The sequence below is a fragment of the Flavobacterium procerum genome (assembly GCF_042431625.1).
Taxonomy (GTDB): Bacteria; Bacteroidota; Bacteroidia; order Flavobacteriales; family Flavobacteriaceae; genus Flavobacterium; species Flavobacterium procerum.
Genome location: NZ_JBHLYW010000007.1, coordinates 509790 through 526402 on the forward strand (window position 1 = coordinate 509790; position 16613 = coordinate 526402).

The 16613-nt window shown below is 34.2% G+C and carries 16 protein-coding genes; 9 read left to right on the forward strand and 7 right to left on the reverse strand.

What is annotated here, in order from left to right:
• Window positions 1-6: 6 nt before the first annotated feature.
• From ACFFLS_RS07800 to ACFFLS_RS07825, 6 genes are all read left to right on the forward strand, one after another.
• Window positions 7-1605 (forward strand): hypothetical protein, encoded by a 1599-nt coding sequence (locus ACFFLS_RS07800; RefSeq protein WP_379685971.1) that lies wholly within the window; start codon window positions 7-9, stop codon window positions 1603-1605.
• 12 nt (window positions 1606-1617) lie between these two features.
• On the forward strand, window positions 1618-3279 hold the full coding sequence (locus ACFFLS_RS07805; protein WP_379685972.1) for a glycoside hydrolase family 16 protein: 1662 nt from the start codon (window positions 1618-1620) through the stop codon (window positions 3277-3279).
• Window positions 3280-3380: 101 nt separating this feature from the next.
• Window positions 3381-4115 (forward strand): glycoside hydrolase family 16 protein, encoded by a 735-nt coding sequence (locus ACFFLS_RS07810; RefSeq protein WP_379685973.1) that lies wholly within the window; start codon window positions 3381-3383, stop codon window positions 4113-4115.
• 309 nt (window positions 4116-4424) lie between these two features.
• Window positions 4425-5009: an RNA polymerase sigma factor gene (locus tag ACFFLS_RS07815; protein WP_379685974.1), complete on the forward strand. Its 585-nt coding sequence runs from the start codon at window positions 4425-4427 to the stop codon at window positions 5007-5009.
• Window positions 5010-5058: 49 nt separating this feature from the next.
• Window positions 5059-5202, forward strand: coding sequence for a hypothetical protein (locus tag ACFFLS_RS07820; protein ID WP_379685975.1), 144 nt, complete (start codon window positions 5059-5061; stop codon window positions 5200-5202).
• A gap of 559 nt (window positions 5203-5761) precedes the next feature.
• Complete coding sequence (locus tag ACFFLS_RS07825; protein ID WP_379685976.1) at window positions 5762-6826, forward strand: tetratricopeptide repeat protein; 1065 nt, start codon at window positions 5762-5764, stop codon at window positions 6824-6826.
• Between the two features lie 60 nt (window positions 6827-6886).
• Here the strand turns inward: ACFFLS_RS07825 and ACFFLS_RS07830 are convergent, their stop codons facing one another.
• Window positions 6887-7546, reverse strand: a complete 660-nt coding sequence (locus tag ACFFLS_RS07830; RefSeq protein ID WP_379685977.1) for an endonuclease III domain-containing protein — start codon at window positions 7544-7546, stop codon at window positions 6887-6889.
• A 260-nt stretch (window positions 7547-7806) separates the two neighbouring features.
• On the opposite strand from ACFFLS_RS07830, the gene bcp reads away from it, so the two are divergent.
• Window positions 7807-8259 carry a thioredoxin-dependent thiol peroxidase gene (gene bcp, locus ACFFLS_RS07835; protein WP_379685978.1) on the forward strand — a complete coding sequence of 151 codons (453 nt, stop codon included), beginning with the start codon at window positions 7807-7809 and terminating at the stop codon, window positions 8257-8259.
• Between the two features lie 239 nt (window positions 8260-8498).
• On the opposite strand, the gene ACFFLS_RS07840 is transcribed toward bcp, so the two are convergent.
• Window positions 8499-9959 (reverse strand): TonB-dependent receptor, encoded by a 1461-nt coding sequence (locus tag ACFFLS_RS07840; RefSeq protein WP_379685979.1) that lies wholly within the window; start codon window positions 9957-9959, stop codon window positions 8499-8501.
• A 90-nt stretch (window positions 9960-10049) separates the two neighbouring features.
• Here ACFFLS_RS07840 and ACFFLS_RS07845 point away from each other — a divergent pair, with 90 nt between their 5' ends.
• The gene (locus tag ACFFLS_RS07845) at window positions 10050-10814 is read left to right on the forward strand and encodes an MBL fold metallo-hydrolase (protein ID WP_379685980.1); all 765 of its coding nucleotides are present in this window, start codon (window positions 10050-10052) and stop codon (window positions 10812-10814) included.
• Between the two features lie 13 nt (window positions 10815-10827).
• The gene (locus ACFFLS_RS07850) at window positions 10828-11331 is read left to right on the forward strand and encodes a hypothetical protein (RefSeq protein WP_379685981.1); all 504 of its coding nucleotides are present in this window, start codon (window positions 10828-10830) and stop codon (window positions 11329-11331) included.
• Window positions 11332-11394: 63 nt separating this feature from the next.
• On the opposite strand, the gene ACFFLS_RS07855 is transcribed toward ACFFLS_RS07850, so the two are convergent.
• The 5 genes from ACFFLS_RS07855 to ACFFLS_RS07875 form a co-directional block, all read right to left on the reverse strand.
• Window positions 11395-11961 carry a hypothetical protein gene (locus ACFFLS_RS07855; protein WP_379685982.1) on the reverse strand — a complete coding sequence of 189 codons (567 nt, stop codon included), beginning with the start codon at window positions 11959-11961 and terminating at the stop codon, window positions 11395-11397.
• Between the two features lie 98 nt (window positions 11962-12059).
• Window positions 12060-12704 carry an alpha/beta hydrolase gene (locus ACFFLS_RS07860; RefSeq protein ID WP_379685983.1) on the reverse strand — a complete coding sequence of 215 codons (645 nt, stop codon included), beginning with the start codon at window positions 12702-12704 and terminating at the stop codon, window positions 12060-12062.
• Between the two features lie 125 nt (window positions 12705-12829).
• Window positions 12830-13156, reverse strand: a complete 327-nt coding sequence (locus ACFFLS_RS07865) for a hypothetical protein (RefSeq protein ID WP_379685984.1) — start codon at window positions 13154-13156, stop codon at window positions 12830-12832.
• A 5-nt stretch (window positions 13157-13161) separates the two neighbouring features.
• Window positions 13162-14412: a dihydroorotase gene (locus tag ACFFLS_RS07870; protein WP_379685985.1), complete on the reverse strand. Its 1251-nt coding sequence runs from the start codon at window positions 14410-14412 to the stop codon at window positions 13162-13164.
• A 145-nt stretch (window positions 14413-14557) separates the two neighbouring features.
• A complete protein-coding gene (locus tag ACFFLS_RS07875; protein ID WP_379685986.1) occupies window positions 14558-16486 on the reverse strand; it encodes a BatA domain-containing protein in 1929 nt (642 codons plus the stop codon).
• Between the last annotated feature and the right edge of the window lie 127 nt (window positions 16487-16613).

Below are 16613 nucleotides of genomic sequence, written 5' to 3' on the forward strand. Positions count from 1 at the left end.
TCAAACATGAAAAAGATACATTTTATTATACATATTTTCGTTTTTGCGCTTTTAATAGCCTGCTCAAACGATACTGGCGAAGTTGATTTAGACAATATAGCTTCTCCACAAAATATTACTGCCCTGACAACTGTGACGCAGGACAATACGGGAAAAGTTACTTTTTTGCCAAAAGGCGAAGGAGCAACACAATACAAAATAAGTTATGGAGACGGAAGTTCAGATTCTGATTATTTTGGTGTAGGTTCTTCAGTTTCTCATATTTATAAAGAAGGAGTTTACAAGTCCAAAATCATTGCAATGGGATTGAACGGAAAAACAACTGAAGTCGAAAAAGAAGTAGTAGTTTCTTTTAGGGCTCCTGAAAATTTAAGCGTAGTCATTACAAATGATTTAATTGTTTCTAATAAAATAACAGTTACAGCTTCTGCTGATTTTGCTTTGTTTTATGATGTTTATTTTGGAGAGCCAGGACATCCTGATCCAATTTCGGCTAATAATGGCGAACCAGTTTCGTATACGTATCAAGCAGCTGGAAATTATACGGTTAGGATAGTATCTAAAAGTGCGGCTATTAAAACAACTGAACACTCTGAACAGGTTACGGCTAAATTAGTATTGAATCCAACAACTTCAGCACCAGCTCCTCCGGGAAGACAAGCGGGAGATGTGATTTCAATTTATAGTTCAAAATATACAAATATTGCGGGTACTAATTTTTATCCAAATTGGGGACAGTCGACAGGTTATTCTGAATTTGACCTGAATGGAGATAAAATGCTAAACTATACCAATCTTAATTATCAAGGAATTGCACTGGCAGATAATGTTACTATTGATGTTTCGGGTATGGAATACATTCACTTGGATGTATGGACAGCAGATTTAGAAAAACTTGAGCTATCTCTAATTAAGCCAGGACCGGTAGAGAGACCTGTAACAAGTAATCTGACTGCAAATCAATGGACAAGTTTAGATATTCCTATTACTGCATTTACAAGTCAGGGCATGACTGTTAACGACATATTCCAATTGAAATTAGTTGGTACACCTGCTGGTAAAAATCTTTATATCGATAATATCTATTTCTATAAAACAGCAGCCGAAACAATTGCATTGCCACTTGATTTTGAATCAAGTACATTAAATTATGCTTGGAGCGGATTTGGAAATGTAGATGCTTCTGTAGTTGCAAATGCAAATAAAGCAGGTATAAATGTTTCAAATAAAGTAGTGAAACTGGATAAAAAATCAGGAGCAGAAACCTGGGGAGGAGCAAGCTTAAACTTTGAAAGTCCGTTTGATGCTTCAAAAGGAACTAAAGTAAAAGTAACAGTATGGTCGCCAAAAGTAGGAGCGGCAATATTGTACAAAATGGAGCTTTCAACTTCTCCTAAAGATGGAAACGGAAATCCAAGTGTTAATTTGGAAGTACAAGCACTGACCACAACTGCCAATGCTTGGGAAGTTCTGACATTTGATCTTACAAGTGCAGCTTCTTTCAGTACAAGTATTAAATACGACAGAGTGATTTTGTTTCCAGATTTTGGAAAAACAGGATTAGGCGAGACGTATTACTTTGATGACATAAAACAATCCAATTAAAAACAAGAAATCATGAGCAGAAAATTAATTATAAAAATAGCATCCCTATTTACGATTCTCTTGATGGCGGGTTGTCAAAAAGATGATTATACATTCGGATCAATAGATGTGCCTTCAGAACTGAAAATCACAGCCGAAATAGTGGGTAAGACAGCCAGTGCTCCTTATGGAGATGGTTCAGGATCTGTAAAATTTACGGCAGAGGCAGCTAATGCAATTTCATACAAATATGTTTATGCTGACGGAAGTTCGGATAATGCCCCAAACGGGAAAATTACCAAACGTTTTACTAAAACAGGAGTGAATACCTATACCGTTACAGTAATTGCTTTCGGAAGAGGGGGAGTATCTGCTAATACCACAATTGATGTTGAGGTTCAGAGTGATTTCAGCGATGATCAGGCAGTTCAATTGCTAACTGGTGGTGCCTCTAAAAAATGGTATTGGGCAGCTGGAGAACCAGGGCATTTAGGAGTAGGACAGAATGATGGAGATGCTGAGAAAAATTTCTATGCAAACTACTATCAGGCTGGAGCTTTTGAAAAAGCAGCTTCACCAAACAGCAGCTGTTTATACGAAAACGTGCTGACTTTCTCTTTAGACGGAGATCAGTTGAAATTCCAATTAGATAATGGTGGTGCAACTTTCTTCAATAAAGATTTTGCAAGTGTTGCAGGGACAGCTTTGACAGAAGATATGTGTGTGGCTTACAATCCAGGCGGTGCTAAAAATGTTTCATTAAGCCCTTCAGAATCTGTGATAATGGCAAATCCTAAACATGCAGAACAAACAAGAGGAACTACCATGAATTTTGCTGACGGCGGTTTTATGGGTTATTATATTGGACAAAGTTCGTACGAAATTATTTCAATTACAGCTACCAGAATGGTTGTAAGAGCGGTTATGGGCGGAAATCCTGCATTAGCATGGTACCATATCTTTTCTACGACACCTCCAAATCAAAATTCAGGTCCAGATTATACCAATTTAGTTTGGTCTGACGAATTTGATACAGATGGAGCTCCTGACGCTACAAAATGGACTTATGATTTAGGAAGAGGCGACAATGGCTGGGGAAATAATGAGAAACAAAACTATACCAATGCCGCAACAAATGTAGTGGTACAAGGAGGATTTCTGAAAATAACAGCAAAAAAAGAAACTTCTGGCGGAGCGGAATATTCATCAGCGAGATTAAAATCGGATGGAAAATATTCCTTTAAGTACGGAAAAGTTGAGGTTCGTGCCAAATTGCCTTCAGGAGGAGGAACTTGGCCAGCAATTTGGATGCTTGGTCAGAATTATGCAACGCAAACCTGGCCGGCTTGTGGTGAAATTGATATTATGGAACATGTTGGGAACAGTCAGAATTTGGTGCATGGAACTTTTCATTATCCAGGTCGTTCTGGTGGAAATGCCAATACAGCTTCTAAAACCATTCCGAATGTTTCTACAGAATTTTATGTCTACAAAACAGTTTGGAGCGCAGAATCCATAAAAATTTATGCCGATGACGTATTGATACATACGTTGACAAACGACGGTTCTTTACCTTTTAACAACAATTTCTTCTTGATTTTAAATGTTGCTATGGGAGGTAACATGGGAGGTAATATTGATAGCGCTTTTACTCAATCTACAATGGAGGTTGATTATGTTCGTGTTTATCAATAGGTTAGATTAATTAGTAATTTTAATGATAGAAGGTCAGTTCAGGCTGGCCTTCTTGATTTAGCAATTTTAGTATGATGAAAAAACTTTTTTTAATAATAATAATGAGCAGCAGTCTTGGTTTCGCGCAGCAGCAAAATCGAAAACTAGTCTGGGAAGAAAATTTTAATAAAAAAACATTGAACGAGAAGTTTTGGAACCACGAATTAGGAGACGGCTGTCCAAACTTATGTGGTTGGGGAAATAATGAAAGACAGATTTATACCAAAAACAACCACGAATTTAAAGACGGAAAACTAATTATTGAAGCTCGTAAGGAAGGCGAAAAATACACATCGACAAAAATAACCACAAAGGGCAAAAAAGAGTTTTTGTATGGCCGTATAGAAGCAAGGGCAAAGCTGCCTGTAGGTCATGGTTTATGGCCGGCTTTCTGGATGTTGGGAGCTAATATAGACGAGGTAAAATGGCCCAAAACCGGAGAGATTGACATATTAGAATATATAGGACGTGATCCTCATATGGTCTATACAACTCTTCATACACAAGACAGCCACGGAAACACGATAAATACAAAACGAACTCCTTTTCCGAATATCGAAGAAGGATATCATGTCTATGCAATTGAATGGGATAAAGACAAAATTGATTTTTTTGTAGACAAGCAATTGGTCTATAGTTTTAATCCACAGCCAAAAAACGAAAACACTTGGCCATTTGACAAACCTTTTTATATCATTCTAAATCTGGCAATCGGAGGTAATTTTGGAGGACCGGATGTAGATGATAAAGTATTGCCTCAAAAATATTATATAGATTATGTTCGTGTATATCAATAAAAAATTGTAATTTAAATTCAGAAAATAAAACAGATGTAACGGCTTAAGTTATATGTAAGTTATTTACATCTGTTTTTTCTAGTAAAAAAAAACAGAGCAAAGACTTGATTTTCAATGTAAATTTTGAGTTTATTTTTTATTAATTAATGATTTACTGCTAATTATTATTTATTTTATTTGCTTTTTAAAATAAATATTTGTTAAATTTGGTCACAATATTAACATAACTAAAAAAAGATACGCCTATACAATAAAACTACTTTTTATAAAAATTACTCCAATTTTAAAATAAAACTAAAAAGTAGTATTATGGCTGATCTGCATATTCCAGACGCTCTATTAGTAAAAAATTATGTTGACGGCAGTGAGGCTGCTTTGGCAACATTAATAAAAAGGCACGAATCTAAAATATATGGTTTCATATATTCAAAGATTGCTGATAGAGATATTTCAAATGATATTTTTCAAGATACATTTATTAAAGTAATCAAAACTTTAAAAAGCAATTCTTATAACGAAGAAGGTAAATTTCTTCCTTGGGTTATGCGTATTTCTCACAATTTAATTGTAGATCATTTTCGCAAAAACAAAAAAATGCCGATGTATAGAGAAACAGAAGAGTTTTCTATTTTTTCTATCATGTCGGATGATTCGCTTACAATAGAAAGCAAAATGATTTTAGATCAGGTAGAACTTGATCTGAAAAAACTGATTGAAGAACTTCCTGATGATCAGAAAGAAGTCGTGGTTATGCGTATGTATCAGGATATGAGCTTTAAAGAAATCTCAGAACTAACTGGTGTAAGTATCAATACAGCACTCGGAAGAATGCGTTACGCACTAATGAACTTAAGAAAAATAATAGATAAACATCAAATTATTTTAACCAACTAATACTATTTTGATAATTAGTCCGTTATACTAATATAAAACATTTGATAGTATGGCGAAAATTTACTCAAAAAAAGCATTAGCTTCTAAAAATCTTAAACCTAAAAAAGAAGTTATTTCTTTTTTATTAAATTATTCACAAGCCCTTACGGTAGTGAAAGTTAATGAAAAAAGTTTTGAGGTCATAGCTAACTAAACAACCCACTATATTTGTCGGATGTTTATCTAATAAAAACCAAAATGGTCGTTTTTGGTTTAGAGACTCACTGCTGGTATGCAAATACAAGCAGTGAGTTTTTTTATATAAATTTTTTAGTCTTTCGAATCTTTTTAAGTAAATTTTATAAGGAAATTACTTTGTTTTTAAATGTTTTTTGTTAAAATTTAATCTTTTGTTTGATTTTTTATTTTTATTTGATAATTAATCTTATTTTAGTTAAAAAGTAGTTTTTTATGCAGTAAGAAAGCATATTGATTGTACTTTTTTTTACTAATTCCAAAGTTGATTAATAAAAGTAAAATTTATTTAAAACGATAGAATGTTTAACCAATAACCAATAAATTATGAAGAAAAACTACCCAGATTCATTCTGTTAAGTTTACTACACATCTGATTTTGTGCGGAGAATATTTGAACCAGAAAATATTTTATCGCAATTGTAAAGCAGTCAAGGTGATAATGTTAAAATCATCCTTCTTTGCTATGCCTCAACAAACCTAAAAAATCATTTAACACAAAAAACTTAACCGAAAAAATGAAAGAGAATATTAAAATTTTAGCCTGCCTATTTTTGATTAATGTTGGAGCGTTTGCCCAAAAAGATCAAATCAAAGAGGCGCAATCATTGTATGATAAAGGAAAAAGCCAGGAGTCGCTGGTAATTTTAAATAAAACAGAATATCTTATCCTTAATGCTTCAAACGAAGACAAATCCGATTATTTCTTTTTAAAAGGAAATGTATTAAAAGATCTGGCTGTAAAAAATATAGACGCAGCCAATAATTTTACCATGGCTTCCCAGTGTTATCAGGATGTATTTTTATACGAAAACGAATCTGGTAAATTTAAATTTACTGTAAAAGCCAATGCTGCTTTAAAAGATTTGAAATCAAGTCTCGTAAACGGTGCAATGACTGATTTTAAAGCGGGTAAATTTAAAGAAAGTGCAGAAAAAAGCTACAAAGTATATCTGTTTGATAAAAAAGACACACTCAATCTATTTAATGCTGCATCTTCGGCATTAAACGCTAAGGATTTTGATTCGGCTATTAAATACTACGAGGCTTTAAAAAAACTTAATTACTCAGGAAAAGGAGTTTTATACTGCGCGATAAATAAGAAAACGAAAGAAGAAGATATCTTTATTTCGCCAAAAGCAAGAGAATCTGCAATTCAGCAGGGACTTTATGAAAAGCCAAGAACCGAAACGGTTCCATCCAAAAAACTGGAAGTCAATAATAATCTTGCCTATTCTTATGTAGAGAAAAAAGAATATTCTAAAGCAGAAGCTGTTTATAACTACGTTTTTGAGCTAAGTCCAGATTATTTGGACGCTTACATTAGTATGGCTTATTTGAAATTACAACTCAAAAAAGATGTAATGGATGAGATTTCAACTTTAGGAACTTCGCCTTCAGAAATGCAGAAATACGATAAGTTAAATGCGAGAAAAGATGACATTGCACGAAGCACAATTCCATATCTTAAAAAAGCTCTCGTAATTGAGCCTAAAAATCCAGATGCTACCAAAACGCTTCTAGGAGTTTACCGTTCGCTGGATATGACAAGTGAATACAATTCTCTAAAAGCAGGAATGTAGTTTGAAAAAAAGCTACAAAGCTGCATAGCTACAAAGGCACAAAGGTTTTTCTTTTGTGCCTTATTTTTTTAAAGTTTTATCTAACTCCGCAATTAATGACTTTTTGCCGACCGTTTTGGTAATAATATCCTTTTCTAAGTTCCAGCCTCGCGCAGGAGAATATTCTCGGCCGTACCAGATAATCTGAAGATGAAGATCGTTCCATAATTCTCTAGGGAATAATCTTTTAGCATCTTTTTCAGTCTGCGCTACATTTTTGCCGTTCGATAAATTCCATCTGTACATCAATCTATGAATATGCGTGTCGACCGGAAAAGCCGGAACTCCAAACGCCTGAGACATCACCACGCTTGCAGTTTTATGACCAACAGCCGGAAGTGCTTCAAGAGCCTCAAAACTCTGCGGTACTTCGCCATTATATTTTTCAATCAAAATTTCAGACAAGCCATAAATTCCTTTCGATTTCATCGGCGATAAACCACACGGACGTATAATTTCCTTAATTTCATCTACCGTCATCTTAACCATATCATAAGGATTGTCGGCTTTAGCAAACAACAAAGGCGTTATTTGATTGACACGGACATCTGTACATTGAGCAGAAAGCAAAACAGCAATTAAGAGCGTGTAAGGATCTTTGTGATCAAGCGGAACAGGTATGGTAGGGTAAAGCTCTTTTAAGGTGTTGATGACAAATTGTACGCGTGCTTCTTTATTCATTTCCGTAGATTTAACCCTGTAAAAATACTATAATTTTTATGATGTGCCTAATCCGGCTTTCCGTTTCAACTCCTCATTATGCCGGTTTTATTTTTAAGTATTTAAAAGAGCTTCCGTTGGTCGCTTTTTAAATACAAAAAATAATAACCATCATAATTCCGGGGTTTTCACTTCAATCCGGGGCATGAAAAGGTTATGAGTTAAAAGTTATGAGTTATCTTTGTTTGAATCTAAAATCTAAAATCTAAAATATAAAAGATATGACAACATTAAAAAAAGGAGATAAAGCACCCAATTTTTCAGGAACCGATCAGGACGGGAAAAAACACGAATTGGCCGATTATGCTGGAAAAAAGCTAGTGGTTTTCTTTTATCCAAAGGCAAGCACTCCAGGATGTACAGCAGAAGCTTGTGATCTTCGTGATAATTTTGAACGTTTTAAAGCTAACAATTACGAGCTTTTGGGAGTAAGTGCCGATAGTCAAAAAGCACAGTTAAAATTTAAAGATAAATACGAATTCCCTTTTCCGTTAATTGCAGACGAAGATAAATCAGTTATAAATGCCTTTGGAGTTTGGGGCCCAAAGAAGTTTATGGGAAAAGAATACGACGGAATTCATAGAACCACTTTCGTAATCGATGAAAAAGGAATCATTGAGGAGGTTATCGAAAAAGTAAAAACAAAAGAACACGCTTCACAGATTTTGAAATAAGAAATTTTGTTTCAGGGTTTTTCTTGTTTCAGGTTTCAGGTTTCGAACGAACGAGATTTAAACGTAAAGTTCGCAAAGCTAACCTTAAAAAGCGTTGTGAACTTTGCGTTTTTAAGTGGAGACTAAAAGAAAAACTTAGTGTGTTTTAAGTTTAAAAATTACACGTCAAAACAACTTGAAACCTGAAACAAGAAAAATCCTGAAACAAAAAAAAAGTCCCAATAAAGGGACTTTTTTCGCTATGTATTTTGTTCTAATTCTTTTTGCGGATGGTATCCAAAAAGATGATGCTCTTTTATGAGTTCAGAAATACCCGATGGCAACATAGGTTCCCAGCCAGATTTTCCTTGATTGATCATTTTTAAGACTTCGCGAGAGAAAACCGATAAAATGTTCGGGTCATAATCTTCAATATCAACAACTTTTCCGTTGAACTTAAAGAATTTGTACAATTCTTTCATTCTTGGGTGAACTTTTAAGTTGTTTGAATTCATTAATACACCTTCTTCATCAAGCATCGGATATAAGAAAACTTTCATATCGCGGTAGAATAATTTTCCAAATGCTTCAAGGATTCCTCCACTTAAATGGCGGTAATATTTTTCATCAAATATATCGACAAGGTTATTTACTCCCATTGCCAATCCCATTCGGGCTTTAGTATAATTGGCAAAATATTCAACAACTTTATAATATTCTTGGAAATTCGAAATCATTACGGTTTGCCCAAGTGAGCAAAGTAGTTCTGCTCTGTCCATGAAGTCGCGTTCGTCAATTTCGCCATCTGAGCGTAAATTCGAAAGCGTGATTTCAAAAATTACAAGTGTATTGCTTTTTTCAACCTTATTTTCTTTGAGAAACATTTCTAATGATTTCTCATACATGTCCATATTTACATTTGTTACCGGACGGAAACTTCCTCTTAGAGCCAAAAGATTCTTTTTATAAAGAATTGCAGCCGGAAGAATGTTTTTTCCTTCTGGATTAAACATTACGGCATCAGTCATTCCGTTTTTAACCAGTTGAAGACTTATTAAACGGTTGTCAACGTCGGCAAAACGCGGTCCAGAAAAGTTGATTGTATCGATTTCTAACTGATCTTTATCTAAGTGGTCGTATAGATAACGAAGCAGTCGTTTTGGGTCGTTGTATTTATAAAAAGCACCATAAATTAGGTTAACGCCTAAGATTCCAAGTGTTTCTTGTTGCAGTCTTGCGTCAGTTTCTTTAAAACGAATGTGAAGGATGATTTCGTTGTAGGCTTCATCCGGTTCAATCTGATAACGGATTCCGACCCAGCCGTGTCCTTTAAATTGTTTGGCAAAATCTATTGTGGCTACCGTATTGGCGTAACTAAAGAAAAGTTTCGTAGGATGTTTTTCTCTGCTCAGACGCTCTTCTATGATCTGGCCTTCGTGGGTGAGCATTTTTTTTAATCGCTCTTCGGTTACATATCGGCCATCGCTTTCAACTCCATAAACCGCGTCACTAAAATCTTTGTCATAGGCAGACATCGCTTTTGCAATAGTTCCTGATGAGCCTCCGGATCTGAAGAAATGTCTAACTGTCTCTTGTCCAGCGCCGATTTCAGCAAATGTTCCGTAAATATTCTCGTTTAAATTAATGCGTAACGCTTTGTCTTTTATAGAAGGAATCTGTTCGATGACTCTGTCACCTTTGAGTTTTATTTCTGTACCCATTTTATTTTAAATAGATTTGTTACAAAGTTAGCAAATTAGGCTTCTAATGAAAGAGAAATAATCCTATTTTTGTAAAAAAATTAACTCCAATTGAAGATCTATTTTTTAGGGACCGGCACTTCTCAAGGCATTCCGATTATTGGAATTGATCATCCTGTTTGTAAAAGTACTGATGCTAAGGATAAAAGACTCCGCGTATCCATTTGGATTACTTGGGACGAGCATTCGTATGTCATAGACTGTGGTCCCGATTTCAGGCAACAGATGCTTTCTTGTGGTTGCCGAAAACTCGATGCAATTCTCTTTACTCACGAACATTCCGATCATACGGCTGGTTTAGATGATATTCGTCCTTTTAATTTTAGACAAGGCGAAATTCCGATTTACGGACATAAACGTGTCTTAGATAATTTACGAAGACGCTTTGACTATGTATTTGAAACTGTAAATAAATATCCAGGCGCACCAAGCGTTAAAACGATAGAAGTCCATAACAACAAACCTTTTGAGGTTGGTGATAAATTGGCCATTCCTATTAACGCGATGCACGGCGACCTACAAGTTTTTGGTTACAGAATCGATGATTTTGCTTATCTCACAGATGTTAAAACTATTGATTCGGCTGAAATAGACAAGCTTAAAAATCTTAAAGTTTTGGTGGTAAATGCACTGCGCGTAGAACCGCATGATACTCATTTCAATCTTCAAGAAGCACTTGATTTTATTAAACTGGTAAAACCCGAAAGAGCTTATTTAACACACATCAGCCATGTATTAGGATTTCATGAAGAAGTTCAGAAAGAACTTCCAGAAAATGTTTTCTTGGCTTATGATAATTTAGAAATTACAATTTAATTATACGAAAAAAATGAAAAAATCCCTAATGCTTTACCTTCTCATCTTAGCTGTATTGATGAACCTTTTTACTTATATGTTTTACAGTCAGGAAGTGAAATTCGAGCAGAACAGATACGAAAAAACGACAAAAAAATTAAGAGACAGCATAAATCTGGTAAAAGTAAAATTAGACGAAGCCGATTATTTTTCGTTAGAACACAATGAAAATGCACAAAACTACTTTGACAATACCGCTTCGGGTGGTAAAATCATTCTTCACGAAAAACTGATTCCGGTAGTAACAGAGAAATTGTTAGATTTTAATGCCAATCCAAAAGGAAATCCTTATACAGGACAAGATCAGATTGGGCCAAACAAATTTATCATCAATAAAGTGAAAATTTTAAACCACAGATGGATTATTGCAGATTACAGCAACGGAGAAATGTGGGGAGAAGTTCTTTTAAAATACTTCGTTAACACAGATGAAAGCATTTCATTCGAAGTAAATCAAACTTGGTTATATCAGAAATAGGATTTTTTAAATCCTATTTTTTTTGTCCCAGTTTTACGTGATTGCAAAAATACTGTTTAGGTCTTAGTATATGGAATGCGCCATCAAAATAATCATATAAATCCAAAAATTATATAATAGGGTAAAGCCAAAACCATAAGCGGCGCTTTTTAGAAAATTACCCTTGCAAACAGCTGATTTCTTAAAAACAAGTCTCAAAGCCCGGAAGAAAATCCAATATAAGATTCCGATGAAGTTTAAGAGTATGATCCAAGCTGCGGTTTCAAACATCCAAAGGAGATAACTTCCGGCTATAGAAATAATAAACCATAATAAGAGACTGAATAAGATTCCGGCAAACCCATCGTCAATTTCTGGAATATCCATCTCTATAATCGAATTTTTACGAAAAAAGATGTTTTCTTGTTCTAGAACACCGAGATCGTTTTTAATTTTGGTTCCATTAAATAGACCGATTGAAATAAATAAAAAGAAAGAAACAGATAAAATTGTGGTAGACAAAAGTGAATTTGCAAACAATGATCTGTGATTATCCAGGCCTAAAACCCAAACCAATAAAATAGTTAGCGGAATAACGATAAGGGTAATTATAAAAATATTTCTAGAATTAATGATTTTATAATTGCTCATATTATTTTTTACTAAAGAAACTTTTTAGTTATGCTGTATAGATTTACGTTAGTGATTCAAAATAGTGACTGAATACTAAAATTCCTGACCACTGGACACTAACTAATCAGCCAATTCTTAAAATCAAAGAAATTTTGCGGAGCAACTCCATGTCCAACAGGATATTCTTTATAAGTAACTGGGATATTTAATTTCTCTAATATTGCGGGAGTTTTTCTAGCCCATTCAATCGGAATAACTTGATCTACTGTTCCGTGAGAGGCAAATATTTTTAGGTTTTTAAAATCGTTATTTTCAAAACCTTCTTTAATGATTTCTTCATTAAAATAACCGCTCATTGCAACAACTCTCTGAATTTTTTCAGGATAAGAAAGTGCTGTAGCATAGCTTAAAATGGATCCTTGGCTAAATCCGATTAAAGTAACATCATTAGCATCAATTGGATAATTTGCCGTTAATTCATCAATAAAAGAAGCAATCACGTCTCTCGAAGTTTTGGCTTGTTCGTTATCAGAAAATTTATTTTGGTCTGCATCGAAGTTAATGGCATACCAAGCATAAGCACCGTATTGTAAATCGTAAGGTGCTCTAGCAGAAATTATATAGTAATTGTCAGGAAGCTCTGAAGCAAATGAGAACAAATCGGCCTCATTGCTGCCGTATCCGTGTAACAACAGTAAAAGCGGATTTTTATCTAAAATTACTTTTGGTTCTCTTATTTTATATTCTAAAGATAAATTCATTTTTTTAGTATTCAGTGTTCAGATTTTCAGTGTTCAGTTTGAGCTTTGTCAAAGTTTGAAGCTTTGACAAAGTTTTGGAGCGTCTAGTGTTGGAATTTGGATTTTTTTAATTGGAATTTAAAAGTTTATCCAATTTTACGAAACCATTTTTGAAACAATTCTCCAACCAAAGGAATTGGTTTCATTTGCCCTTGAATAGCATTGAAAATACCAAAAGTCCAAAGAATCGAAATACAGATCCACATTGGAAAAGTGATAAAAAAACTATCGAAATTACTGATAATGGCTCCCAAGGAAATAAAAGTTAAAGACAAGCCTAAAGCTTGACGAATGTGAAAAGAAGCAAAAGAATTTTTATTCTCAGAATTCATGCTCATGGCGATTAAGACACCAATGATTAGGATATAACTGGTAATGGCAATTGATTTTCCTTCTTCGACTGTATTGTTCATTTTTATTATTTTGTAACGAGTTGATTTTGATTGAAAATTCCGTAAACAGAACCTTTTAATTCAGTTCCTAAGAAAGCAGAATTTTTAGATTTTGAAAGGATGTTTTCTTTTGTAAAAGTTGATTTTCCTTCGGTTGTAAACAAGGTAAGATTTGCTTTGGCACCTTCTTCAATTGTAGCGTTTTCTAGACCAAATACGCTTCTAGAGGCAGTAAGTTTGCTTACAATTGTTTCTACAGGAAGAACCGTTAATAAAGCTCCAAAAGCACTTTCTAGACCAATTGTTCCGTTTTTTGCTGTATCAAATTCCATTTTTTTGAATTCAATATCAATCGGATTGTGGTCAGATGTAATCATGTCGATAGTTCCGTCGGCAATTCCGTTAAGTAAAGCTTGTCTGTCAACTTCAGTTCGCAATGGGGGAGTCACTTTGAAACGAGTATCAAAACCGTCCAGTTTTTCATCTGTTAAAACTAAATGATGCACCGATGCACTACAAGTTACGTGCAAACCTTTAGCCTTGGCCTTTCTAATCAATTCAACTGATTTTTCGGTAGAAATTGTCGGAATATGAAGTTTTCCTCCTGTATATTCCAGTAAAAACAAGTTTCTTGAGATTTGAAGTTCTTCTGCTAGATTCGGAATTCCTTTTAAACCTAATCTGGTCGAAACGATTCCTTCGTTTGCAACACCATTTCCTTTAATGTTTGGATCTTGTGAATAAGCAATGACCAATCCATCAAAATCTTGGACATATTGTAGCGCAATTTTTAGGATATTAGCGTTGTCGATACTTTTGTTGTAATCTCCAAAAGCAATAGCTCCTGAATTTTTCATATCAAAAAGTTCTGCCATATCTTTTCCTTCGCTGGCTTTTGTTAAAGCTCCAATCGGGAAAATTTCAGTAGCAAAACCATTTGCTTTATTTTTTACAAAATTTACCTGAGATTGATTGTCAATAATTGGTAATGAATTGGGTTGTAACGCAATGGCTGTAAAACCGCTTTTTGCCGCAACATTCAGTCCGTTTGCTATAGTTTCTCGGTCTTCGTAGCCTGGCTCTCCAAAAGAGACACTGCTGTCGAACCAGCCTTGCGAAATGTGAAGATCATCAAATCTTACTACTTCGGCATCGTCGTTTGGAAGAGAAACTCCTATTTTTTCTATTAAACCATCTGCAATTAAAAGATCAACAGTCTGATTATGAAACGGACTTTTTGAGTCGATGATTTTGGCGCTTTTGATGATTATTTTCATATGTAGAGAAATTTATTTTTTTTTAAAGATTCTGCTTTGTCATTTCGACGAAGGAGAAATCTCACTAGATATTCCGTTCCAAATGTTCTCAGCATGTGTGATTTCTCCTTCGTCGAAATGACATACTAAACGAATAATTTGAAAATCATTTTACAAATTTTATAATCGCCATTTCTAATGCTAAAAACAGCAATGCAAAGATAACAAACCATTTCCAAATTTGGCTGTCTGTTCGCTCAGTTTGCAGCGTGTTAAAAATAGTCGAAATCGTATCGGCTGTTTTAAAATCTGATATTATTTTTGTGTTAGGCTGGCTTAAATCACTTTCTGTTCTTTTGTAATTGAAGCTGACATTTTCTACCTGCTCTTTTTTGTCAAAAATTCCATAGTTTCCTGCTGTTTCAGGAAAGTCGTTAAAGGTTAGTTTGACTTTATTATTCATAATCTGCTGAATGGGAATGAAAGAATCTTCCGTTCCTTTTACTTCTAAAATCGCATCTTTTGTCAATAAAACATCAGCAAAATAAGGAATATTGTTTCCTATCGTTAAAGCGTTTACACCCGTTTTCTGATTGTTCTGTCCGATTTTATAAAATAAAGGAACAATAAGTGGTGATTGCTGAAAATTAGAATTTACAGTATTGATTGGAGCGGCAAAAATAGTAATTCCAGAAACCGGATTTTGAATTGCAGTTACAAAAGCGCTCTGATCTTCATAAGATAAAACCGCTGGATAAGGGCTCGAGACTGCAAACGATGAATTTGTTTTTGGATATTGGAAATTTGTGATTTTATTTTCAAAAACACCTGAAAACAAAGGATGATCAAAATTGATTTTAGTAATCTGCTTAGGATTGTTTTCTAAATTTTTGAACTGAATTTTGCCAAAATTGCCTAAAAAAGTATTTAGGTTTGAAATCGAACTTTTGTCAGAAGGAATTATTGCCAAATTACCGCCTTTAGAAACAAAAGCTTTTAAAGTGGTTTGCAATGCTTGTGGAATTTCGGTCAGCTCGTTTAAAATAATGGTGTTTTGTTTGTCTAAGCTATTGTAATCCAGTGCTTCAATTGGATAATTATTGTAATTAAACTCTGAAGAAGTATGAATTCGTGATAAGAAACTGCTTTTTTCAGGTTCACCAATGCTGATTACATTTGTTTTTTTGTTTTTAGAAATGCTGAAAAACAGCTTGTTGTCGTATGGCAATCCGTTATCTTCAATCGCAGCATAACCGTGGAATGCTTCTTTTGGAATAGTGAAATTTATTTTCTTTTTCTTCGAATCAAAATTAATAATCGTCTTGGCAATTAGTTTGTTCTGATTGTATAAAGCAGTAGAAACAGGTTTAAAATCTTCGCCGTATGCAGATAAATCAATACCTATTTCGTAAAAATTCTCTAAAGTCTGGACAATGTAAACACTATCGATAGAAATATTGTTTTTCTGCTCTGCTTCTGGAACTATAAAATAAGGAGTTTCATCAAAATCGATGTTTTTAATGTCGTTTTCTTTCAGTCCGATGGCATCGCTAATAATTACAACATCTTTTTTATGAGCCGATTTGTGCGCTTTGATTTTGGCTGTAATAGACGAAAGCTCAAAAGGAGTGGCGCTGTATTTAAGGTTTTGAAGTGCGCTTTTGACCGATTTAATATCGGTATTCCAGAAATTTTCGGTATTGGTTAAAAGTGAGAACTGCGTATTTTCTGGAGTATTTTCTAATAATTCCTGAATGGCGCGTTTTAATAATTCTCCTTTTTTTCCTTTTGCCTGCATACTAAAGGAATTGTCTAAGACAATATACATTTCGTTTGAGGCATTTTTACTGTCTTTTGCCTCAAAAAAAGGTTGCGCAAAAGCAACAATTACAGCTGTAAGCAGTAATAAACGCGTGGCCAGTAAAAGTCGTTTTTTTATTTTTGAACTTTTTCGGGTCTGGATGGCAAGCTCTTTTAAGAATCGGACATTGGTAAAATAGGAAGTCTGAAAACGTCTTAATTGAAACAAATGAACCACAATTGGTACTATCAATAAAAACAGAAAGTATAAAATCTCAGGGTGTTTAAAATGCATTCCGGCTTTGATTTACTTCGTTACGTTTTGTTTTTCGCGAAGATGCTGGTCAAAAATACAAAATTTTAATTGAATGTGTAAAATTGTTTTTAGCATATCGGTATGGTCTGCTTTTTAATAAGTATGA

Bases quoted from the DNA above. Each gene is read 5' to 3' on its own strand.
- ACFFLS_RS07830 (WP_379685977.1), bottom strand. From the start codon at position 7,546: ATGAATAAAGAAGCACGCGTACAATTTGTCATCAACACCTTAAAAGAG.
- ACFFLS_RS07875 (WP_379685986.1), bottom strand. From the start codon at position 16,486: ATGCATTTTAAACACCCTGAGATTTTATACTTTCTGTTTTTATTGATA.
- ACFFLS_RS07800 (WP_379685971.1), top strand. From the start codon at position 7: ATGAAAAAGATACATTTTATTATACATATTTTCGTTTTTGCGCTTTTA.
- ACFFLS_RS07865 (WP_379685984.1), bottom strand. From the start codon at position 13,156: ATGAACAATACAGTCGAAGAAGGAAAATCAATTGCCATTACCAGTTAT.
- ACFFLS_RS07870 (WP_379685985.1), bottom strand. From the start codon at position 14,412: ATGAAAATAATCATCAAAAGCGCCAAAATCATCGACTCAAAAAGTCCG.
- ACFFLS_RS07825 (WP_379685976.1), top strand. From the start codon at position 5,762: ATGAAAGAGAATATTAAAATTTTAGCCTGCCTATTTTTGATTAATGTT.
- ACFFLS_RS07840 (WP_379685979.1), bottom strand. From the start codon at position 9,959: ATGGGTACAGAAATAAAACTCAAAGGTGACAGAGTCATCGAACAGATT.
- ACFFLS_RS07810 (WP_379685973.1), top strand. From the start codon at position 3,381: ATGAGCAGCAGTCTTGGTTTCGCGCAGCAGCAAAATCGAAAACTAGTC.
- bcp (WP_379685978.1), top strand. From the start codon at position 7,807: ATGACAACATTAAAAAAAGGAGATAAAGCACCCAATTTTTCAGGAACC.
- ACFFLS_RS07855 (WP_379685982.1), bottom strand. From the start codon at position 11,961: ATGAGCAATTATAAAATCATTAATTCTAGAAATATTTTTATAATTACC.
- ACFFLS_RS07805 (WP_379685972.1), top strand. From the start codon at position 1,618: ATGAGCAGAAAATTAATTATAAAAATAGCATCCCTATTTACGATTCTC.
- ACFFLS_RS07850 (WP_379685981.1), top strand. From the start codon at position 10,828: ATGAAAAAATCCCTAATGCTTTACCTTCTCATCTTAGCTGTATTGATG.
- ACFFLS_RS07815 (WP_379685974.1), top strand. From the start codon at position 4,425: ATGGCTGATCTGCATATTCCAGACGCTCTATTAGTAAAAAATTATGTT.
- ACFFLS_RS07820 (WP_379685975.1), top strand. From the start codon at position 5,059: ATGGCGAAAATTTACTCAAAAAAAGCATTAGCTTCTAAAAATCTTAAA.
- ACFFLS_RS07860 (WP_379685983.1), bottom strand. From the start codon at position 12,704: ATGAATTTATCTTTAGAATATAAAATAAGAGAACCAAAAGTAATTTTA.